Source organism: Sulfitobacter sp. G21635-S1, from assembly GCF_027213915.1.
In the GTDB taxonomy this organism is placed as follows: Bacteria; Pseudomonadota; Alphaproteobacteria; order Rhodobacterales; family Rhodobacteraceae; genus Sulfitobacter.
The window spans coordinates 1-19,821 of the sequence record NZ_JAPWGV010000024.1 but is presented as its reverse complement, the minus strand read 5'-3'; the positions used below and the strand labels follow the sequence as shown (position 1 = coordinate 19,821).

Genomic DNA, 19,821 nt, shown 5'->3' with positions numbered 1-19,821 from the left:
CAAAGCAGGACCCATGATTTCAAGATCTTTTATCACTCTCGCCGCTGGCGTGATGCTGGCTGCATGTCAGCCGGCGGTCCCTGATTCCGGTCGCGGTGTCGGCTTTGATGACAGTGCCCGCGCCCAGAGGCAGGCCCGCGACGCGGCACTTGCCGCCGAAAGCACCTCCGCCGTGCCGGCGCCCGCCTCGGTGACCGAGGCCCCGCTGTCCGCCCCTGCCGAAGGTTCCGCCGAAGCGACGGCGGCCGAAACCTCCCGCGTGCTGGCGGCAACCCGCCCCGGTGCCAGCAACGGTCTGGGCAATGATGCCGCGACCAATTCCGGCGTGGAACCCGTGAATGCCAGCCCGTCCAACCCGGCGCCCGCTGTCATCAACAGCGCAGGCATCTCGAACGAGAACAATTTCGACGCGGTTTCCGGCCAGCGCAGCATCGGTGACGACGCCGCGCGCATCGCTGCGAACCGCGCGCAATACCAGGTCGTCCAGCCCGAAGCGCTGCCGGACCGGGCCGAATCCGGGCCGAACATCGTGGCCTATGCGCTGCAGTCGGATCACGAGCGCGGCACCCAGGTCTATCGCCGCATCGGCCTGAACAAGGCCGCCAAATACGCCCGCGCCTGTGGCGAGTATTCGCATCCCGACCGGGCGCAGATCGCCTTTCTTGAGGCGGGAGGGCCGGAAAAAGACCGCAAGGGCATGGACCCCGATGGCGACGGCTTTGCCTGTGACTGGGACCCGACCCCGTTCCGCCGGGCCGCAAAGGCCGGCTAGGGCTGCAGCCGGGTGGACAGCCTGTCCTCACCGAACTTCGGCCCGCGCCGCAACGGGCTGACGCCCCGGCTGATCGTGATCCACTATACCGCGATGGAAAACGCCGAGGCGGCATTGACGCGCCTCTGCGACCCGCAGGCCGAAGTTTCCGCCCATTACCTGATTTCGAACCACGGCCGGACCCTGCAACTGGTGGCCGACGAGATGCGCGCCTGGCATGCCGGGGCAGGGGAATGGGCCGGTCAGGCCGACATCAACTCGCGCTCCATCGGCATCGAGCTGGACAATCGCGGATGCCATCCGTTTTCAGAACCGCAGATGGGGGCGCTTGAGACCCTGCTGAAAAGGCTGATGGCCCGCTGGGACATCCCCGCCGCCGGGGTTCTGGGCCATTCCGACATTGCGCCGGGGCGCAAATCCGACCCCGGCCCGCATTTCGACTGGGCGCGGCTGGCACGGCAGGGGCTGGCGCTGGCCACACCGGCGACTGCGGCACAAACCGTGACCGAATCCGGGTTCCGATCCGCGGCGCGGGCGGCGGGCTTTACCGCGGATGTGCCCTTTGAGACCCTTCTGGCTGCAACCCGCCTGCGCCACGGACCCTGGCGGCGCGGGCCGCTTTGCCCTGCCGATCTGGCGCTGCCGCCGCTCTGATCCATCAGGCTGCACGTCTTTATGCCCGAAATGCTTCCGCACGCCGGTCTGCCCATTGACGCGGTCCGCGTTCAGCGCCTATGCCAAAGCTCGCGCGGAAGGCTGGATGGCCGCTTCGTGATCCGATTGCCGGATCCACGGGGAGGAAAGTCCGGACTCCAAAAAGAGACGGTGCCGGGTAACACCCGGGCGGGGCAACCCGACGGAAAGCGCCACAGAAATGATACCGCCACGCCACAGGTCGGGAAACCGAAACCACGGCGGGGTAAGGGTGAAAAGGTGGGGTAAGGGCCCACCGCGCCGCTGGCAACAGGGGCGGCATGGCAAGCCCCACCGGGAGCAATGCCAAATAGGGACCGCGCGCCACCGGCCTTCGGGCCGGGGCGGGGCCGCTTTTGCCCCAGCAGGTCCGGGTTGGCAGCTGTAGCCCTGCGGGCAATCGCAGGGTCAGAGGAATGGTCATCCACGGGGGATAGCCCCCCGTGACAAAATCCGGCTTACAGGCCTTCCGCGCGTTTTCCTCTGCTGTCCGGATTTTTGGAAAAATCCGGACCGGAAAATTGCAATTTTCCGGCCGCTTGAAAACGCGGCCCCCGGATTGAAATTCTTGCGTCTTTTGCTGTTGACTCGGAGGCGCATCCGGGTAAAAGCCGGGGTTCAGAATTCACGCCAGACCCCCGGTGCGGTCGGCAGCAGGAGAAGCAAGATGGCGAAGCCAACCACGATCAAGATCCGTCTGAACTCGTCCGCGGGCACAGGCCACTTCTATGTCACCAAGAAGAACGCGCGTACCATGACCGAAAAGATGGTCATCAAGAAGTACGACCCCGTTGCGCGCAAGCACGTCGATTACAAAGAAGGCAAGATCAAGTAAGATCGGGCTGACTGACTTTGCAAGGCCGCGCGTTTCGCGCGGCTTTGTGCGTTTCAGGGCGCGGTTTTCCGTGCCCGGCCTTCCCCCCGGGGCGGCGCTGCCAGCCTGCGCATTGCGGCGGCTGACGCCTGCCGGATGATACCTTCCGGATGACACAGGCCCCGTTAATCTCATCGAAAGATTGCCGCCCTATGGCTGAGGCAAGCCAGCATAGGGGCAACGGGTTAGCCCGCATCTGGGATGGTCCGCCCGTCAGGTGCGGGACGGGGGAGGGCAGAGATGGCGACAATTCACGATCTTCTCGAAGTGACCGGCATCGCGTCGGGCACGACATATTCCCTTGAAAACGGCAATCTGCTTGGTGTCGTGGACAACATGACATCGACCGATCTTGACGATGGGGAGTTCGACGTCGGGGATCTGGTCACCATTGGCGGGGTCTCCTACACCATCGACCTGATCGAAGAGCCGGACAGCGCGGGATCGGTCCTGCTGGGTGACGGATCATCCGAGAGTTTCGGGCCGGGCAGCGAAAGCAACCTCAGCTTCGTTTTCGTGACCCTGTCGAACGGCGGCGATGTCCGGTACTTCGCGATCCCGAACGACAGCTATGGCGACATGAACGTCCAGGCGATCACCACCGGGGTGATACAATCGGTGGCGGGCCATGATGCGGCGGTCATTTCCACCGTGGATAACGACATCGAGGTGGTATGTTTCACCGCCGGGACGTTGATCGAGGCCGAGGATGGCCGGCAGATCCCGGTGGAGGAGTTGCAGGTGGGCGACCGGGTTCGCGCGCTGGATTGCGGCGTGCAGGAAATCCGCTGGATCGGTGCCAGACGGCTGCCCGCGCAGCTGCTCAGGGCTTGTCCCAGGCTCCGGCCCGTTCAGATTGCCGCCGGCACATTGGGGCCCGGCTGCCCGCAGCGGGACCTGCTGGTATCGCCCCAGCACAGCATCCTTGTGCGCTCGAAGATCGCGGCGCGCATGTTCGGCGCGCCGGAAGTCCTGGTTGCGGCCAAGCAGCTGGTTGGCCTGAATGGCGTCGCCCCGGCCGAGGCGGCGGGCGCTGTGACCTATTATCATGTGCTGCTGGACCGGCATGATATCCTCATGGCCAACGGGGCCCCCTGCGAGAGCCTTTATGCCGGGCCGCAGGCGCTGCGGTCGATGTCGGAGGCGGAAAGGGCGGAACTGTCCGCGATCCTGCCGGAGGTCATCCGGCAGCAAAGCGATCTTCCCGCCTGCCGTCCCATGGCGCCCGGGCGGCGCGCGCGCAGGCTGGCCTACCGGCACAGGAAGAACAACATGCCGCTGACGGGGGAGATCCTGCTTGATGCGGTGCGGCCCTGTATTTGATTCAGGAGGCGGGTGACGCGCGGAACAGGGGCAGGGCAGGCCGCCCTTGCGCCGGATCGGCCAAGCGGCAATAGTCGGCAGGTCCCAAGCTGCCAAGGAACACGACATGTCCAAGATGATTGCTGCCCTGACCCTCGTGGGTCTGCTCTCTGCCTGTACCGGCAAACTTGGCGGCCCGCCGCCTGCGCCGGTCTTTGGCGGCACCTATTCCGACAGTGTAGGCTTTACCAGCGTCGGCTACGAGCCTTTCTGAGCGCGCCTTACCTGTCTTCGGGCGGAATGCCCCGCGTCGCGGCGACAATGGCGGCGATGTCTTCCGGCCCGTACTTCAGGCTGCGCCGCTCCGTGCCGGGCGGCTGGTGGGTCAGGCTCACACCCGGTCGCCGCGCCTGTCGGGGGCGGATCGGGCGTGGCACAAAACCGCCAGCACAATTCGGGCAGACATTGCCCAGCTCGGTCTCGACGCAGTCCGCGCAGAAGGTGCATTCATAGCTGCAGATCCGCGCCTCTGCCGCATCCGGGGGCAGGTCGCGGTCGCACATCTCGCAATTGGGTCTGATTTCAAGCAAGGGTCGCTCCAACGAAAAAGGGCCAATCCCTTGCAGGATTGGCCCATGTCACATCAAGGATGCACGGCTTATTCGCGGTTGCCGAACAATTGCAGCAGCATCATGAACATGTTGATGAAGTCGAGGTAGAGGCTCAGCGCGCCCATGATGGCGGCCTTGCCCAGCCATTCGGTGTCACCGTGATGCGCATGTGCCAGATACTCGGTCTTGATCTTCTGGGTGTCATAGGCGGTCAGGCCCGCAAAGATCAGGACGCCGATCGCAGAGATGGCGAACATCAGCGCCGAGGAGGCGAGGAAGATGTTCACGATGGAGGCCACGATCAGGCCGATCACACCCATGATCAGGAAGCTGCCCCAACCGGAGATGTCCTTCTTGGTGGTGTAGCCCCAGAGCGACAGCCCGGCAAAGGCGATGGCGGTGATCAGGAACACCTGCGCGATGGAATAGCCGGTGAAGACCAGGAAGATCGAGCTGATCGAGATGCCCATCACGGCCGCGAAAGCATAGAAAACCGTCTGCGCCGTGGCGGCGGACATCTTGTGGATCATCGCGCTGAAGCCAAAGACAAAGGCCAGGGGCGCGAACATCACAACCCATTTCAGCGGCGAGGCATAAAGCGCATAGCCGATGTCGGTCAGGTATTTATCCGTCCCGATCTGCGCGGCCGCACCCGAGGGGTCGGTGGTGACCGCCAGGCCCGAAATCGCCCATGCGGCGGCAAAGGTGATCAGCATGCCCACGGACATTGTACCGTAGACCTTGTTCATGTGGGCGCGCAGCCCCTCGTCGATTGCGGCGGCGCGGGTTCCGGCAGCTGTCCGGATTGTATTCACGTCGGCCATGAATGGACCTCCAATTGGCTAAGTGTTGCTTACCACGCGGGATGCGGACGGTATCCCGGTGAATATCGGGACTGCGCCTTTGTTTTTCAAGAGGTAATAGCGTGCGCCGGGGCGGTCCTTTCATGTGATCGGCGGCCCTTAGCGACCGGACATCCAATGGCCCGGCGCGTCCCAGGGCAACCGCCGCGCCTCCCTTTCGGCCTCGGTGGCATTGAGGCCGATGTCCTGCAGCTGGTGGCTGTCAAGCTGACGCAGGCTCTGTCTGCTGCGGGCAATGGCCCTGAGGTGCTGGAACCGGGCCCAGAGTGAAATCCGCCGGGTCTTGAGTGCGCGGCCCCGGCCCGAGGCGCTGTCGAAAAGCTGTGCCATTTCATTTATCCTTCGAAATTTGTGATGAAACTCCGGGTTCCATCGGGATGCTTGATATCTAGGGTGGCATGACGTATGATGAAAACGATTGTTTGTTAGGCAATGCATCAAGATTGGTGATATATGAGAAATCTGGACATCACGACCCTGCGGTCGTTCATGGCGGTGGCTGACAGTGGCGGGGTGACCCGCGCGGCGGGTTTTCTGCATCTGACGCAATCGGCCGTCTCAATGCAGCTCAAGCGGCTGGAGGAAATGCTGGGCCTGTCTCTGCTGGACCGGAGCGGGCGGACCATTGCCCTGACAGCCTCTGGTGAGCAGCTGCTGGTCTATGCGCGCCGCATGGTGGCCCTGAACGACGAGGTCATCGAACGGCTGACGGATCAGGCTTTCGAGGGAGAGATCACGCTGGGTGTGCCGCATGACATCGTGTACCCGATGGTGCCCCAGGTGCTGAAGCAGTTTCACGCCGATTTCCCAAGGGTGCGCGTGCAGCTTGAAGCCTCCCACACCAGAACGCTCAAGGCCCAGTTCGCCAAGGGCGAATGCGATTTGATCCTGACCACGGAGACCGAAATCGACAGGGGCGGCGAGACCCTGGTGACCAAGAGCCTGGAGTGGATCGGGGCAGCGGGCGGGGCGGCATGGCGGCAACGGCCCTTGCGGCTGGCCTTCTGCCGGTACTGCACCTTCCGTCCCAGTGTGCTGAGCGCGCTGGATGCGGCGCAGATTCCCTGGGAGATGGCCGTGGACACGGAAAGCGATCGCGCGGTCGAGGCGGCGGTCAGTGCCGATCTGGCCATTCATGCCATGATCGACGGCACCAAGCCGCCCCACCTGGAGGTGTTGGATCATGGCGGGGTGCTGCCGAAACTGCCGACACAGCACATCAACCTCTACGGGGCGGAGCAGAACAGGTCCGAGTCGCATCAGACATTGGTCGCGCTGTTGCGCAGCGCCTTCAGCCAGGGGCAGAACAAGCGGTCAATCGCGGCCTGACTGCGGGGCGGCGGGGGGGCATTTCCCGCCTGCTTTACGTGGCGTAAGCCTTGTGAAGACCGAAAATGTGTCAGAAACACCACATTTATGTTATCTTTTCTTTGTTGAATTCATGATGTTAGCTGCCAAGCTGTCAATAATGTGGTGAATATCTTTGCTGTGAAGAGAAGATTTCGTAAAGTGCTTGGGGTGGACCGCTGTCGGAACGCCCAGGTAACGCGCGGCCGGCGCCGTAGCCGCAAGCGCGTATTTCAGTGTTGTTAAGTGTGTAAGTTAGGATCTAATCTGCATGGCACATAGAGTAGACGTGCACGTCGGCAAACGAATTCGTCAGCGACGCTGGCTGACGGGGATGACCCAACAGAAGCTGGCAGCTATGGTTGGGATCAAGTTTCAGCAAATTCAAAAGTACTAGACCGGCGCGAACCGCGTCAGCGCATCCCGATTGTGGGAAATTGCCGATGCGCTGGAGGTTCAGGTGGCCTTTTTCTTCGAGGGTCTCGAACAACCGGAAACCTCCGGGTCCGCTCCGATAGGTGACGTTCCATATGATCTGCTGGGCGACAAGGAGGCGATGGACCTGATCCGATCCTACTATGCCATTCCGGCAAACCAGCGGCGCCGCCTTTTCGATCTTGCCCGTGTCCTGAGCGACGTCGCCTGAAGGGCCAGCCTTGCCGCGACCGCAGGCTTGCGCGGGCGGGCACAAGCTGGCACTGACGCGGTATGACAACGAAGATTTCATTCGATCCCGATGTGCGGCGCGTTGCGCATCTGCTTGCAGATGCGGCGCGTGATGTGATCCTGCCCCATTTCCGGGGCATGGCCCTGGTTGCGGAAAACAAGCTTGATGCCGGGTATGACCCGGTGACGGTGGCGGACAAGGCTGCCGAACGCGCCATGCGTGAGATCCTGGCGCGGGAACGGCCCGATGACGGTATCCTGGGCGAGGAATACGGGGTGCAACAGGGGCGGTCCGGCCTGACCTGGGTGCTGGATCCGATCGACGGCACGCGCGGCTTTATCAGCGGCACCCCGACATGGGGGGTGCTGATTGCGGTCAGCGACGGGCAGGGCCCGTTCTATGGCATCATCGACCAGCCCTATATCGGCGAGCGGTTCGAGGGCGCGCCGGACGGGGCCGCGATGACGGGGCCGCGGGGGCGGCAAGTGCTGGCCACCCGGGCGGCGCGGGACCTGTCGCAGGCGATCGTTTTCACGACCTTTCCCGAAGTGGGCGAGGAGACCGACCGCGCGGGGTTTCATGCGGTGGCCTCCGGGGCGATGCTGACCCGCTACGGGATGGATTGCTATGCCTATGCCTTGCTGGCAGCAGGTCAGGTCGATCTGGTGATCGAGGCGGGGCTTGCCGCCTATGACATCCAGGCGCCGATTGCCGTTGTGCAGGCCGCAGGCGGCATCGTCACCGACTGGCGCGGCGGGCCTGTCCACGAGGGGGGCCGGGCGGTTGCGGCGGCGAATGCCCGGATCCATGCCCAGGCGCTGGCGATCCTGCAGGGGTATTGAGCGGCATTCTTGACCGCCCGTGCCGGCACCTGCTAACGGGAGCCTGTCGGTTCTGGGCCCGTTTTCCACCGACAGGTGAATGCATTCTGAGACGGGCGTGGAGAAACACAGACCATGCCCGAAATCCTGATCCGCAATGCCGCCCATATTCTGACGATGGATGACAGCCGCCGCGAGCTGTCGGGGGCCGACCTGCTCCTGCGGGATGGTGCGATTGTGGAAATCGGCAGCGATCTGCAGAGCGCAGGCGAGGTGATCGAGGCCGCGGGATGTGTTGTAACCCCGGGGCTGGTGAATACGCATCACCATCTGTTCCAGAGCCTGACGCGGGCCGTGCCGGGGGCGCAGGATGCGTTGCTGTTCGGCTGGCTGAAGACACTCTACCCGATCTGGGCGCGGTTCACGCCGGATCACATGTTCATTTCGGCGCAGGTGGGGCTGGCGGAGCTGGCTCTGTCGGGTTGCACGCTGAGCGCCGATCACCTCTATCTTTACCCCAACGGCGGGCGGCTGGAAGACACCATTGAAGCCGCGCGCGTCGTGGGCCTGCGGTTTCAGCCGACCCGGGGGTCGATGAGCATTGGCGAAACTGCGGGCGGCCTGCCGCCGGATATGCTGGTCGAGCGGGAGGCGGCGATCCTGGAGGATTGCATCCGGGTGGTCGATGCCTTCCATGATGCTTCCGAGGCGTCGATGTGCCGGGTGGGGCTTGCCCCCTGTTCTCCCTTCTCGGTCAGCCGGGACCTGATGCGGCAGACCGCACTTCTGGCGCGCGACAAGGGGGTGATGCTGCACACGCATCTGGCGGAAAATGAAGAAGACATTGCCTATTCGCAGGAGATGTTCGGCTGCCGTCCGGGACAATATGCGCAGGATCTGGGCTGGGTCGGGCCCGATGTCTGGCATGCGCATTGCGTGAAGCTCGACGCGGCGGAGATAGCGCTTTTTGCCGGGACCGGGACCGGTGTGGCCCATTGCCCCTGCTCCAACTGCCGGTTGGGATCGGGTGTGGCGCCGGTGCGCGCGATGCGCGATGGCGGTCTGCGCGTGGGGCTGGGTGTGGATGGATCGGCCAGCAACGATGCGGGCAATCTGGTGGCCGAGGCGCGCCAATGCATGTTGTTGCAACGGGTGGTCTCGGGGGCCGATGCCATGTCGGCGCGCGAGGCGCTGGAGATTGCGACGCGAGGCGGGGCCGATGTGCTGGGCCGCCCGGAATGCGGGCGGCTGGCGGTGGGCAAACGCGCCGATGTGGCGATCTGGGACGTCAGCGGGATCGAGGCGGCGGGCAGCTGGGACCCGGCGGCGCTGCTGCTGGCGGGGCCGACAACCGTGCGGGACCTGTTGGTGGAGGGTCAGCCAGTGGTGCGGGACGGGCAGATGGTGCGGTTTGACCTGGCGGAAGCGATTGCCCGGCAGAACGCATTGGCGCGCGGGTTGCAGGCGGAGATGTGATCCGGCGGCGCGGCTGCGCCGCATGCGATTATGGGTGCCTGTTGCGGGCCTGAGCCCGCTATTTCAACTGCCGCGCGGGCTTTGGGCTTTGGTGTGTATTTAAAGTGTCCGACCTTTAACCTGAAGCATCCAGCGACATGAATGTCCCGAGAGCGCCTCAGGCGCGGCAGGGTATTCATGTCTCAGGTCTAAGGTGGGGCGCTCTAGGTCGTGTTGACATTCATTGTCGCCCACCCGTTTCAGTCCAAAATTGCTCAGTTCCAGGCAAGAGAGCGCGGAATAGCCAGCTATTTCAAGCTCTCTTAACGCAGAAATGGGCAATTTTGGCGAAACCCCTGCGGGGCGCGGCGGATTTTGCCTCTGCCATCCCGGATGTTCGCTTCCAATGATCACATTGCTGCGCTCACATCAGGGCGCCAGCGGCAAAATCCGTCTCGCGCGGGTGGGCGACAATGAATGTCAACACGACCTAGGGAACAATGAAGCTCAGTCGGGTTGGTGCCATTGTTGACCGCCCACCCAGACATCGGCAATGGCGCGGTCGTCGCCCATCATGATCGTGGCGAAGAGGCTTTCCCAGATGTCCTCGGCCATGGCCGCGCGCTGGGCGATGGCCGGGGTCGAGGCCAGGTCGAGCACGGTGAGGTCGGCCTCGTTTCCGGGCTGGAGGCTGCCGATCCGGTCCTGCAGATGCAGGCTGCGGGCGGAGCCGGCGGTGGCCAGCCAGATCAGCTGGGCCGCGTGCAGCGGCGTGCCGCGCAGCTGGCCGATCTCATAGGCGGCCGCCATGGTGCGCAGCATCGAAAAGGAAGAGCCGCCGCCGGTATCGGTGGCCAGGCCCACCGGGATGGTGCGGCGGGTGAGCCCTGCCATGTCGAAGAGCCCCGATCCGATGAAGGTGTTCGACGTGGGGCAATGGACCAGCGCGGCGCCGGATTCCGCGATCCGGTCGATTTCGCGCGGTTTGAGGTGGATGGCATGGCCAAAGACCGCGCGTTCGCCGATCAGCCCCTGGGTTTCATAGGTATCCAGGTAGTCGCGGGCCTGGGGGTGCAGGTCTTCGACCCAGGCGATTTCGTCGGTCTGTTCGCTGAGGTGGGTCTGCATCAGGCAATCGGGGTAGGCGCGCCAGAGCGCGCCCAGGGCGGCGAGCTGTTCCGGCGTGGAGGTCGGGGAAAACCGGGGCGTGATGGCATAGGTCGCGCGGCCCCGGCCGTGCCAGCGGTCGATCAGGGCCTTGCTGTCGTCATAGGCCGATTGCGCGGTGTCGCGCAGCCCTTCGGGGGCATTGCGGTCCATGCAGGTCTTGCCCGCAACAATGCGCTGCCCCCGCGTGGCGGCGGCGTCGAACAGGGCGTCGACGCTGTGGGGGTGGATGGTGCAATAGCTGGCCAGGGTGGTGGTGCCATGGGCCAGGGTCAGATCGAGGTAACGGGCCGCGATCCGGGCGGCATAGGCGGGATCGGAAAGGCGCATTTCCTCGGGGAAGGTGTAATCGTTCAGCCAGTCGATCAGCCGTTTGCCCCAGGATGCGATGATCGCGGTCTGCGGGTAATGGACATGGGCATCGACAAAGCCGGGGCAGATCAGGTGGCTGTCGCTGTAGCGGACGTGTTTTGCCTGCGGGTGGGCGGCGATCAGCGCAGCACGGGTGCCGAGCGATGCGATATGGCCGTCCTGCAGCAGGACAGCGCCATCGGTGTCGATCCCGATCACCTCTTGCCAGGGCGCGCGAAAGGGGTCGCCGGCATAGCGCAGCAGGGGACCGGTCAGGAGCGTTTTGCTTGTCATGTCGGCACATTACAGCGTTTCGGGACAGGTTTGAAACATCCCGTATCACTTTTCGCCTCGACCGAAGGGAGCGGCCACGAACAGGTGATTCAACGATATCCCGAAACGCCAGGCGCGTGGTGCGCGCGGCACGACGGCCAAGCATTGTGTCCCATGTGCGGCTTGCATATGGTCGCCCGAGACAAGGGGAGTCACAGCGATGTCTGATCAGGTCGAATTGGAAGAAGACGCCCCCGAAGAGGAGGCGGAGCGCTCGGATTACGCGCTGGAGCCCAAGACGGTTGCCGCGGTTCTCTATGCGGTGGACATCGACGACCGCGAGAAGCTGATCGAGCTGATGGAGCCGCTGCACGCGGCGGATATTGCCGACCTTCTGGAGCAGATCAACGCCTTTGACCGGAGCCGGCTGATCCGGCTTTACGGGATGGAATTCGACGGGGACATCCTGTCGGAGCTGGACGAGAGCATCCGCGAGGATGTGATTGCGGTGCTGACGCCGCAGGTCCTGACCCAGGCGGTGCGTGATCTGGACAGCGACGATGTGGTCGACCTGATCGAAGACCTGGAGGATGCGCAGCAGGAGGCGATCCTGGGCGCGCTGGAGGATACGGAGCGTGCGGCGGTCCAGCAATCGCTGAGCTATCCGGAATATTCCGCGGGCCGGTTGATGCAGCGCGAGGTCGTGATGGCGCCCGAGCACTGGACCGTGGGCGAGGCGATCGACCATTTGCGCAACACGCCGGAAGAAGACCTGCCGGACCAGTTCTATCACATCATCATGGTGGACCCACGCCTGCACCCGGTGGGCAATATCACGCTGGGCAAGCTGATGCGGTCGAAGCGGGTCACGCCGCTGACCGACCTGCTGGAAGAGACCTTTCAGGTGATCCCGGCGATGCGCGACGAAGGCGATGTGGCCTATGCCTTCAACCAGTATCACCTGATTTCGGCCCCGGTGGTGGATGACGAGGGGCGGCTGATCGGGGTGATCACCATCGACGATGCGATGGCGGTGCTGGACGAGGAGCACGAGGAGGACATCCTGCGCCTTGCCGGTGTCGGCGAGGGGTCGCTGAGCGACAGGGTCGTGGAGACCACAAAGCAGCGGCTGCCCTGGCTGGCGGTCAACCTGGTGACGGCGATTGCGGCCTCCATGGTGATTTCGCAGTTCGAGGCGGCGATTGCCCAGATCGTGGCGCTGGCGGTGCTGATGCCCATTGTCGCCTCCATGGGGGGCAATGCGGGCACCCAAAGCCTGACGGTGGCGGTGCGGGCCATCGCGACCAAGGATTTGACCGGATCGAACGTCTGGCGGGTGATCCGGCGCGAGTGTCTGGTGGGGCTGGTCAACGGCGTGATCTTTGCCGCTGTCATGGGCGTGGTGGGCATTGTCTGGTTCGGCTCGCCCGCGCTGGGCTATGTGATTGCCATAGCGATGGTGATCAATATGGTGATTGCGGGGCTGGCAGGCACGGGCATCCCGATCCTGCTTGAAAAGGTCGGGGTGGACCCGGCGCTGGCATCGGGGGCCTTTGTGACGACAGTGACGGATGTGGTGGGTTTCTTTGCCTTTCTGGGGCTGGCGGCGGCGGTATTGCTGTGAGCGATCTGGCTGAAATCAAGACGGCAGCGCGCAAGGCGGCCTTTGCCCGGCGCAAGCCGCTGTTCGACGCGGCGACTGCTGCGCAGGCGGGATACCTCAGTGAAGTGCTGGCGGGCTATCGCGGTGTGCCGGTGTCGGGGTTCATGCCGATCCGCACCGAGATCGACCCGACACCGGCGATGGCGGAAGCGGCCGCCCATGGGCCGGTCGGCGTGCCGGTGATCAGGGCGGCGGGAACACCGTTGCAATTCGCGCGCTGGCAGCCGGGGGCGGAGATGGTGCCGGGGGTCTTTGGTGCGCTGATCCCGGCAGAGCCTGAGTTTTTCGAACCGGAGCTGCTGATCGTGCCGCTTCTGGCCTTCAACCGCAGGGGCGGGCGTCTGGGCTATGGCGGTGGTTTCTATGACCGCACGCTTGAAATGCTGCGCGGCAAGCGTCCGACGCTGGCCATCGGCTTTGCCTTTGCGGGGCAGGAGGTGGATGACCTGCCGCTGGAGCCGACGGACCAGCCGCTGGACCTGATTGTGACAGAGGCCGGGGTGATCGAGGTTGCTGACTGAAGTGGAACGGACCGGCGCGGACCGGGTCGGACATGTGATTTTTGTGATCACCCTGTTGGGCAAGGGCGTGCTGGGTGCGGTCCAGATCGCGGCAGGCATCGCCATTGTCCTGGGGTTGGCGCGCCACTTGCCGGAGGTTGCGCAATGGCTTGTGGGGGCCGAACTGGCGGCAGACCCCAACGACTGGCTGGCGCGGCATGTGATTGCGCTGGCGCATGGTTTTCCGCCCGGCGAGATGACATTTTATGCGATCTATTTCCTGATGCATGGGGCGTTGCACCTGAGCGTCGTGGTGGCGCTTCTGGCCGGGGTGATCTGGGCCTATCCGGCGGCGATTGCCACGCTGGTCGGGTTCATCCTGTATCAGGGCGCCGAATGGGTTCACGTGGGCGGCATCGTGCTGCCGGTGCTCACGCTGATCGACGTGGTGGTGATTTATCTGACCCTGCGGGAATGGCGGGCCCGTCAGGCGGGCTGACGCTGTGCCCTGCGGCACAGGCCGGGCGGGGGCGTTTCGGGGTCAGGGCGCGCCGCGTCGTGACGGCAGCCTTCTGCGTTAGACGGACGTTCCGTGCAGGCTTGCAACACCCTGGCCATCGCTCTAGGCCAAACCGGCAGCCTCGCCCGCCAAGGCTGCGGCTTTCCTTGATGAATGGCCCCGTGACATGATCCTGAACCTTGCCATCCTTGCCGCCGTCGCGATCTTCGGGGTTGTCCTGTGGTGGCCCGGCCTGCGGGCTTCTGCCACCTGGCGGGCGATGACCACGCCGCTGGCCTCCATCATCGGCAGCGGTTTTCTTGTCCTGGGCCCGATTCTGGACAATCAATACGGAGCCCTTGCCCCTGCGGTGATGCTGGCGCTTTGCCTTGGCAGTTACCTTCTGGGCGGTGCGATCCGGTATAACATGCACGCGATCGAGGCCGGTGCGGTATCCTGGCCCCAGGGGGTCGAGACATTGGCGTCCTGGGCGCTCAGCTTTGCCTATATCGTGTCGGTGGCCTATTACCTCAACCTTTTCGGGGCCTTCGCGGTCAGCCTGACGCCTTTTGATGACGTGATCTTTGCCCGGATCGTGACCAGCGCCATCTACCTTGTCATTGCCGGGGTGGGATGGACGCGCGGGTTCAAATCGCTTGAGGTGATGGAATACCTTTCTGTCAGCGTCAAACTGGCCATCATCGCGGGGTTGCTGGTCGGGCTGGGGTTCTTCTTTGCCGAAAAGTCCGGGCAGGGCGCGCTGGTGTTTCTTGATCCGCAGATCTCCGGCTGGGCGGCGCTGACGCTGGGCTTCGGGCTGATCGTGACTGTGCAGGGGTTCGAGACTTCGCGCTATCTGGGGGCGACCTATGATACCGACACGCGGGTGCGGTCGATGAAATGGGCGCAATGGCTCTCGGCGGCGATCTACATGACCTATATTGTCCTGATCACCTACACTTTCGCACGCGATGACCTGCAGTTCAGCGAGACCGCGATTGTGGAGATGATGGGGGTCATCACACCGGTTTTGCCATTGTTGCTGGTTGCCGCGGCACTGGCCGCGCAGTTCAGCGCAGCGGTGGCCGATACCAGCGGGTCAGGGGGGCTGATGGCGGAACTGTCGGGCCAGCGCATCCGGCCGCGCATGGGATATGTGATCCTGACCGTGGTGGGGCTGGGGCTGACATGGGTAACGGATGTGTTCCAGATCATCAGCTATGCCTCGCGCGCCTTTGCCGTCTATTACGCGCTTCAGGCGGCCATTGCGGCGATGGCAGCGCAGCGGCAGGGCGCGCGGGGCAGGGCGATCTGGTTTGCCGCCCTGGCGCTGCTGGCATTTGCTGTTGCCGTCTTCGGGCAGGCGGTCGAGGTTTAGGCACCGCGCGGCAAGGCCCCTCTTGCCCTCATCCGCGCGGGGGCCTATCGCTGAGCATATGAAAATACTCTTTCTCGGCGATGTGATGGGCCGCGCGGGGCGCCGTGCCATCACTGAAAACCTTGCCCGTCTGCGGCGCGAATGGAAGCTCGATTTCATCGTGGTGAATGGCGAAAACGCCACCTCCGGCATGGGGCTGTCCGCCCCGCATGCCAAAACCCTGCTGGAGGCGGGGGCGGATTGCCTGACGCTGGGCGATCATGCTTTTGACCAGAAGGACATGCTCAGCTTTATCGAGCAGGAGCCGCGCATCATCCGGCCACTGAACTTTTCCAAATCCGCGCCGGGCAGGGGCGCGCGGCTGTTCACGGCGCAGAACGGCAAGAAGGTTCTGGTGACGCAGGCGCTGGGCCAGGTCTTTATGAAACGTCCCTATGACGATCCGTTCTCGGCGCTGGAGCCAGTGCTGAAGACCCATCCGCTGGGCGGGCTGGCACAGGCGATCATCGTGGACATGCATTGCGAGGCGACCAGCGAGAAGATGGCGATGGGCCATTGGTGCGACGGGCGGGCATCGCTGGTGGTGGGCACCCATACCCATGTGCCGACCTCGGATGCGATGATCCTGCCGGGGGGCACGGGGTATCTGACCGATGCGGGCATGTGCGGCGATTATCATTCCGTGATCGGCATGGAAAAGGCCGAACCCCTGCGCCGTTTCATCACCGGCATGCCGAAGGAGCGTTTCACTCCGGCGAATGGCGAGGCCAGCCTCTCCGGCGTCTATCTGGAGACCGACGACCGCAGCGGTCGGGCGACCCGTATCGTTCCGGTGCGCACGGGCGGCGTGTTGCAGGAGAACACGCCCTGACATCAGGCGACATGCTGTTTTTGCCACCCCGGCGGCGGCCTGCGGCACCCGTGCCGCTTGCAGGGCGCGGCCGGATGGATCAATGTGTGCGCTGACCTAAGAAGAAGTTGAAACACCTTGCTGAACTTCCTGAGTTTTTCCCAGACCGAAAGCGCGGTTCTGACGCTTGTCGTCGTTGCCATCATGTTCGTGCTGTTCCTGCGCGAATCCTTCCCGACAGAGGTGGTGGCCATTGCCGGTGCCGCAACCCTGCTGGCCATCGGCGTCCTGCCCTATGAAGAGGCGCAGGCCGTGCTGTCCAACGCCGCGCCCTGGACCATTGCCGGGATGTTCATCGTGATGGGCGCGCTGGTGCGCACCGGGGCGCTGGACGTGCTGACGCAGACCGCCGAACGCTATGCCCGGAGCCATCCCAAGACGGCGGTGATCGGGGTGATCCTGTCGGTGATGGGGGCCTCGGCGATCATGAACAACACGCCCGTGGTGGTGGTGATGATCCCGGTTGTGGTGCAGCTCAGCAAGACCCTGGGCACCAAGGCATCAAAGCTGCTGATCCCGCTCAGCTATGCGGCGATCATGGGCGGGTCGCTGACCCTGATCGGGACATCGACCAACCTGCTGGTGGATGGTGTGGCGCGGTCGCAGGGGCTTGAACCCTTCGGCATCTTCGAGATCCTGCCGATCGGGCTGGTGGTCTGTTTCACCGGGCTGGTTTACATGGGCCTGCTGGGGCGCAGGCTGCTGCCGGAGCGCGACAGCATGGCCACCATGCTGAGCGACCGGTCCAGGATGAAGTTCTTTACCGAGGCCGTGATCCCGCCCGAAAGCAACCTGATCGGCCGCGAGGTTCTGGACGTGAACCTGTTCAAACGCGAAGGTGTGCGCCTGATCGACGTGATCCGGGGCGACCAGTCGCTGCGCCGCGCGTTGCGGGGGGTTGAACTGCAGGTCGGTGACCGGGTGGTGCTGCGCACCGAGATGACCGAACTGCTGAGCCTGCAGAACAACAAGGAACTCAAGCGCGTCGATCAGCTGTCGGCGGTGGAGACCCGCACGGTGGAAGTGCTGATCACGCCGGGCTGCCGGATGGTGGGGCGCTCGCTGGGCTCCATGCGTCTGCGCCGCCGCTACGGGGTCTATCCGCTGGCCGTGCACCGGCGGAACCAGAACATCGGACGGCAGCTGGACGATCTGATCGTCAAGGTGGGCGATACCCTGCTGCTGGAAGGCGCGCCTGCGGACATCCAGCGTCTGGCCGCCGACATGGAGATGGTCGACGTCAGCCATCCCTCTGCCCGGGCGTTCCGGCGCGGCCATGCGCCGATTGCAATCGGCGCGCTGGTCGGGATCGTGGTGCTGGCGGCGCTGAACGTCGCCCCCATCCTGTTGCTGGCGGTGATCGCCGTGGCGCTGGTGCTTGTCACCGGCTGCATCGACGCGGAAGAGGCGTTTTCCTTTATCGACGGGCGGCTGCTGGCGCTGATTTTCGCCATGCTTGCGGTGGGTGCCGGGTTGCAGAACTCCGGCGCCATCGCCCTGCTGGTGGATGCCATAGCGCCGACGCTGGGAACCCTGCCGCCCGGCGCCGTGCTCTTTGCCGTTTTCCTGCTGACCACCATCCTGACCGAGGTGGTCTCGAACAACGCGGTGGCGGTGATCATGACACCGATTGCGATTTCGCTGGCAACGGCGCTGGGGATGGACCCGCGCCCATTGGTGGTCGCGGTGATGATCGCGGCTTCCTGTGCCTTTGCCACGCCCATCGGGTATCAGACCAACACGCTGGTCTATGGTCCCGGCGGCTATCGCTTTACCGACTTCCTGCGCATCGGTGTTCCGCTCAACCTGCTGATGTCGGTCATGGCGAGCCTGGCGATCCCGGTCTTTTTCTGACCGGGCGCGCCGGACGTTCTGGGGTCAGGCGCTGCGCTTTTCCAACCGCTCGGCCAGGATTTCGGCAAAGCCGTCGCGCGCGGTGATGAAATTCTGCGTCAGCGGCGCGGTCAGGGTGGTCTGGTCCGAGAAATAGGCCCCGACCTCGGCGATATGCACGGCAAAGGCGGGGTTGCGGCCTGCGTCGTCATATTTGCGGATGTGATGCTTGCTGGCCCAGCCGCGCCTGCCGGCCTCGCGCGTGACAAGGTTCAGCCGCTGGATGGCATGGAACGTCGTGTAGATCGCCAGGTAATGCATGTAGTCTTCCAGCGGGATGCCACAGGAGGCGTCGAAGCTGTCGATCATCACATCGACCATCTGGTCCGGCGCGATGGGCCAGGCTTCATCTCCGATCAGCCAGGCGAAATCCTCGGCGCCGTGGCGCATCCCGGCATATTCGAAATCGAACCAGCGCAGGCGGTCGTCATCGCCCATGGCCGCATTGCCGGACCGGCAGTCCCATTTGACGAACTGATGGCCGGTGATGGCAACCGCCGCGCAGGCGGCATTGCGGTCAAAGCTGTCGGGGATGCCGCCGGTCAGCTCTTGCAACTGGTCGATCCCGCCGATGAAGTTCTCGACCCAGGCATCCGTCGCGCCCAGATGCGGCATGATCTCGTGCAGGTCGGTCTTGCGGGCCGCGGCGTGGATGCGGAACAGGGCCGCGACCGCCTCTGCGGCGAGGTCGAGCTGGCGGGTGCTGTCAAGCGTCGGGATCAGGGTGTTCAGCCGGCGCGCGCCCACGTCGGACTGGAACATCACCTCGCCCACGACCCCAAGGCAGACCGGCAGGTCGTCGCAATGCGCGTTCAGCGACTGCAGGACATGAGCCTCAAGGTGGGTGCGGCGGAAGTTGGGGCGTAATGTGGCAATCACGCTGCGCCCGCCGATCCGCAAACGGAAGCTGGACCGGCTTTCACCGCCCGGTGCCGTCACATCCTCGACCGGGCGGCCAAAGAAGGTCTCGGCGGTGCTGACAATATGCTCGCGCGTGGTGGTCTTGGCGTCTTCGGTCATCGGGTCTTCCTGTGCATCTGCGCTTTGTCACAGCGGTTAGACCAGCTTCATGGCGACAATATGGCCTTTCCCGGGCCGGGGATGCAGATGATTCGCGGAAGGATGAATCCCATTGGCCGGGTTCGCAAAACAATGTTGGGAGATGCGTCTGAACTGTTTCTGATTGAGGCGGCAAAACCATATAAATAAGGCAAAATTCGTCAAAATGTTTGTTCGATTCAAGTGCCCTGAGGTAACCAAGACCATCGCTTGACGATCAGGACTCCATCCGCGCGCCAGACCCTTCTGGCACGCCCTTGAGCGTTGACCAGTTGTTCTTAAGAGGGAAGTAGATATGACATTCAGATTTTCGAGCTTTGGCTCGTGGGGGAAAACGCCGGTAAAGGCGTCGTGGAACACGCATAGCCATACCAACAAGTTCTTTGGCCATACCTGGGGCCATGGGTCCGACGGAACCGGAAAAGGCTCCGATGGGACCGGCAAGGGCTCTGACGGCTCCGGCAAAGGTTTCGACTGGTTCAACGGCAGCGGCAAAGGCTCCGACGGCACCGGCAAAGGCACAGGCAAGGGGTCGGACGGCAGCGGCAAAGGCTCCGACGGCACCGGCAAAGGCTCCGACGGCACCGGCAAAGGCTCCGACGGCACCGGCAAAGGCACCGGCAAAGGCTCCGACGGCACCGGCAAAGGCACCGGCAAAGGCACCGGCTACGGCTCGGATGGCACGGGCTCAGGCTCCGACGGCACCGGGAAGGGGTCGCAAGG

General features: G+C 64.0%; 19 protein-coding genes, 1 other RNA gene and 2 pseudogenes. 17 read left to right on the top strand and 5 right to left on the bottom strand.

The annotated features are described in order from the left end of the window. The first annotated feature begins 13 nt into the window (after window positions 1-13). The 6 genes from O4H53_RS20155 (at window position 14) to O4H53_RS20130 (ending at window position 3,915) form a co-directional block, all read left to right on the top strand. Window positions 14-772, top strand: a complete 759-nt coding sequence (locus O4H53_RS20155; RefSeq protein ID WP_269366670.1) for a hypothetical protein — start codon at window positions 14-16, stop codon at window positions 770-772. 12 nt (window positions 773-784) lie between these two features. After that, complete coding sequence (locus O4H53_RS20150) at window positions 785-1,426, top strand: N-acetylmuramoyl-L-alanine amidase (RefSeq protein ID WP_269366668.1); 642 nt, start codon at window positions 785-787, stop codon at window positions 1,424-1,426. A gap of 94 nt (window positions 1,427-1,520) precedes the next feature. Then, an RNA gene (gene rnpB, locus O4H53_RS20145) (RNase P RNA component class A) lies at window positions 1,521-1,942 on the top strand. A 190-nt stretch (window positions 1,943-2,132) separates the two neighbouring features. After that, window positions 2,133-2,300: a 50S ribosomal protein L33 gene (gene rpmG, locus O4H53_RS20140; RefSeq protein WP_067289923.1), complete on the top strand. Its 168-nt coding sequence runs from the start codon at window positions 2,133-2,135 to the stop codon at window positions 2,298-2,300. Between the two features lie 279 nt (window positions 2,301-2,579). Next, window positions 2,580-3,662 carry a Hint domain-containing protein gene (locus O4H53_RS20135; protein WP_269366664.1) on the top strand — a complete coding sequence of 361 codons (1,083 nt, stop codon included), beginning with the start codon at window positions 2,580-2,582 and terminating at the stop codon, window positions 3,660-3,662. Between the two features lie 106 nt (window positions 3,663-3,768). Continuing rightward, on the top strand, window positions 3,769-3,915 hold the full coding sequence (locus tag O4H53_RS20130; RefSeq protein WP_162792969.1) for a hypothetical protein: 147 nt from the start codon (window positions 3,769-3,771) through the stop codon (window positions 3,913-3,915). A 7-nt stretch (window positions 3,916-3,922) separates the two neighbouring features. Here O4H53_RS20130 and O4H53_RS20125 read toward each other — a convergent pair whose 3' ends face one another. The 3 genes from O4H53_RS20125 to O4H53_RS20115 form a co-directional block, all read right to left on the bottom strand. Then, on the bottom strand, window positions 3,923-4,231 hold the full coding sequence (locus tag O4H53_RS20125; RefSeq protein WP_269366661.1) for a DUF1272 domain-containing protein: 309 nt from the start codon (window positions 4,229-4,231) through the stop codon (window positions 3,923-3,925). Window positions 4,232-4,299: 68 nt separating this feature from the next. Further along, window positions 4,300-5,076: a Bax inhibitor-1/YccA family protein gene (locus tag O4H53_RS20120; RefSeq protein WP_269366659.1), complete on the bottom strand. Its 777-nt coding sequence runs from the start codon at window positions 5,074-5,076 to the stop codon at window positions 4,300-4,302. Between the two features lie 138 nt (window positions 5,077-5,214). Beyond that, a complete protein-coding gene (locus tag O4H53_RS20115; protein WP_269366657.1) occupies window positions 5,215-5,445 on the bottom strand; it encodes a DUF1127 domain-containing protein in 231 nt (76 codons plus the stop codon). 123 nt (window positions 5,446-5,568) lie between these two features. On the opposite strand from O4H53_RS20115, the gene O4H53_RS20110 reads away from it, so the two are divergent. The 4 genes and pseudogenes from O4H53_RS20110 (at window position 5,569) to O4H53_RS20095 (ending at window position 9,426) form a co-directional block, all read left to right on the top strand. Then, on the top strand, window positions 5,569-6,444 hold the full coding sequence (locus O4H53_RS20110; RefSeq protein ID WP_269366655.1) for a LysR family transcriptional regulator: 876 nt from the start codon (window positions 5,569-5,571) through the stop codon (window positions 6,442-6,444). Between the two features lie 289 nt (window positions 6,445-6,733). Continuing rightward, window positions 6,734-7,108: pseudogene (locus O4H53_RS20105) on the top strand (helix-turn-helix domain-containing protein). 62 nt (window positions 7,109-7,170) lie between these two features. After that, the gene (hisN, locus tag O4H53_RS20100) at window positions 7,171-7,971 is read left to right on the top strand and encodes a histidinol-phosphatase (protein ID WP_269366654.1); all 801 of its coding nucleotides are present in this window, start codon (window positions 7,171-7,173) and stop codon (window positions 7,969-7,971) included. 114 nt (window positions 7,972-8,085) lie between these two features. Then, entirely contained in the window at window positions 8,086-9,426 is a 1,341-nt protein-coding gene (locus tag O4H53_RS20095) for an 8-oxoguanine deaminase (protein ID WP_269366652.1), read from the top strand. 486 nt (window positions 9,427-9,912) lie between these two features. Here the strand turns inward: O4H53_RS20095 and guaD are convergent, their stop codons facing one another. Then, window positions 9,913-11,217 carry a guanine deaminase gene (guaD, locus tag O4H53_RS20090; protein ID WP_269366650.1) on the bottom strand — a complete coding sequence of 435 codons (1,305 nt, stop codon included), beginning with the start codon at window positions 11,215-11,217 and terminating at the stop codon, window positions 9,913-9,915. A 199-nt stretch (window positions 11,218-11,416) separates the two neighbouring features. Between guaD and mgtE the strand changes: the two genes are divergently transcribed. The 6 genes from mgtE (at window position 11,417) to O4H53_RS20060 (ending at window position 18,000) form a co-directional block, all read left to right on the top strand. Then, window positions 11,417-12,820, top strand: a complete 1,404-nt coding sequence (gene mgtE / locus O4H53_RS20085; protein ID WP_269366648.1) for a magnesium transporter — start codon at window positions 11,417-11,419, stop codon at window positions 12,818-12,820. Then, window positions 12,817-13,380, top strand: a complete 564-nt coding sequence (locus O4H53_RS20080) for a 5-formyltetrahydrofolate cyclo-ligase (protein WP_269366646.1) — start codon at window positions 12,817-12,819, stop codon at window positions 13,378-13,380. The genes mgtE and O4H53_RS20080 overlap by 4 nt, the downstream gene beginning before the upstream one ends. After that, window positions 13,370-13,858 carry a DUF2127 domain-containing protein gene (locus O4H53_RS20075; RefSeq protein WP_269366645.1) on the top strand — a complete coding sequence of 163 codons (489 nt, stop codon included), beginning with the start codon at window positions 13,370-13,372 and terminating at the stop codon, window positions 13,856-13,858. The genes O4H53_RS20080 and O4H53_RS20075 overlap by 11 nt, the downstream gene beginning before the upstream one ends. A 187-nt stretch (window positions 13,859-14,045) precedes the next feature. After that, window positions 14,046-15,236, top strand: coding sequence for a hypothetical protein (locus O4H53_RS20070; RefSeq protein ID WP_269366643.1), 1,191 nt, complete (start codon window positions 14,046-14,048; stop codon window positions 15,234-15,236). A 58-nt stretch (window positions 15,237-15,294) separates the two neighbouring features. Beyond that, window positions 15,295-16,107 carry a TIGR00282 family metallophosphoesterase gene (locus O4H53_RS20065; RefSeq protein ID WP_269366641.1) on the top strand — a complete coding sequence of 271 codons (813 nt, stop codon included), beginning with the start codon at window positions 15,295-15,297 and terminating at the stop codon, window positions 16,105-16,107. Window positions 16,108-16,227: 120 nt separating this feature from the next. After that, window positions 16,228-18,000, top strand: a complete 1,773-nt coding sequence (locus O4H53_RS20060) for an SLC13 family permease (RefSeq protein WP_269366788.1) — start codon at window positions 16,228-16,230, stop codon at window positions 17,998-18,000. Window positions 18,001-18,024: 24 nt separating this feature from the next. On the opposite strand, the gene O4H53_RS20055 is transcribed toward O4H53_RS20060, so the two are convergent. Next, window positions 18,025-19,059, bottom strand: coding sequence for a hypothetical protein (locus tag O4H53_RS20055; protein WP_269366639.1), 1,035 nt, complete (start codon window positions 19,057-19,059; stop codon window positions 18,025-18,027). 334 nt (window positions 19,060-19,393) lie between these two features. Here O4H53_RS20055 and O4H53_RS20050 point away from each other — a divergent pair. After that, window positions 19,394-19,821: pseudogene (locus tag O4H53_RS20050) on the top strand (hypothetical protein); the annotation flags it as partial.

Excerpts from the sequence above, each read along its gene's own strand:
- O4H53_RS20155 (WP_269366670.1), top strand. The coding sequence starts at position 14 with ATGATTTCAAGATCTTTTATCACTCTCGCCGCTGGCGTGATGCTGGCT.
- rpmG (WP_067289923.1), top strand. The coding sequence starts at position 2,133 with ATGGCGAAGCCAACCACGATCAAGATCCGTCTGAACTCGTCCGCGGGC.
- O4H53_RS20115 (WP_269366657.1), bottom strand. The coding sequence starts at position 5,445 with ATGGCACAGCTTTTCGACAGCGCCTCGGGCCGGGGCCGCGCACTCAAG.
- O4H53_RS20070 (WP_269366643.1), top strand. The coding sequence starts at position 14,046 with ATGATCCTGAACCTTGCCATCCTTGCCGCCGTCGCGATCTTCGGGGTT.
- O4H53_RS20095 (WP_269366652.1), top strand. The coding sequence starts at position 8,086 with ATGCCCGAAATCCTGATCCGCAATGCCGCCCATATTCTGACGATGGAT.
- O4H53_RS20120 (WP_269366659.1), bottom strand. The coding sequence starts at position 5,076 with ATGGCCGACGTGAATACAATCCGGACAGCTGCCGGAACCCGCGCCGCC.
- O4H53_RS20110 (WP_269366655.1), top strand. The coding sequence starts at position 5,569 with ATGAGAAATCTGGACATCACGACCCTGCGGTCGTTCATGGCGGTGGCT.
- hisN (WP_269366654.1), top strand. The coding sequence starts at position 7,171 with ATGACAACGAAGATTTCATTCGATCCCGATGTGCGGCGCGTTGCGCAT.
- O4H53_RS20130 (WP_162792969.1), top strand. The coding sequence starts at position 3,769 with ATGTCCAAGATGATTGCTGCCCTGACCCTCGTGGGTCTGCTCTCTGCC.
- O4H53_RS20055 (WP_269366639.1), bottom strand. The coding sequence starts at position 19,059 with ATGACCGAAGACGCCAAGACCACCACGCGCGAGCATATTGTCAGCACC.
- O4H53_RS20135 (WP_269366664.1), top strand. The coding sequence starts at position 2,580 with ATGGCGACAATTCACGATCTTCTCGAAGTGACCGGCATCGCGTCGGGC.
- O4H53_RS20065 (WP_269366641.1), top strand. The coding sequence starts at position 15,295 with ATGAAAATACTCTTTCTCGGCGATGTGATGGGCCGCGCGGGGCGCCGT.
- mgtE (WP_269366648.1), top strand. The coding sequence starts at position 11,417 with ATGTCTGATCAGGTCGAATTGGAAGAAGACGCCCCCGAAGAGGAGGCG.
- guaD (WP_269366650.1), bottom strand. The coding sequence starts at position 11,217 with ATGACAAGCAAAACGCTCCTGACCGGTCCCCTGCTGCGCTATGCCGGC.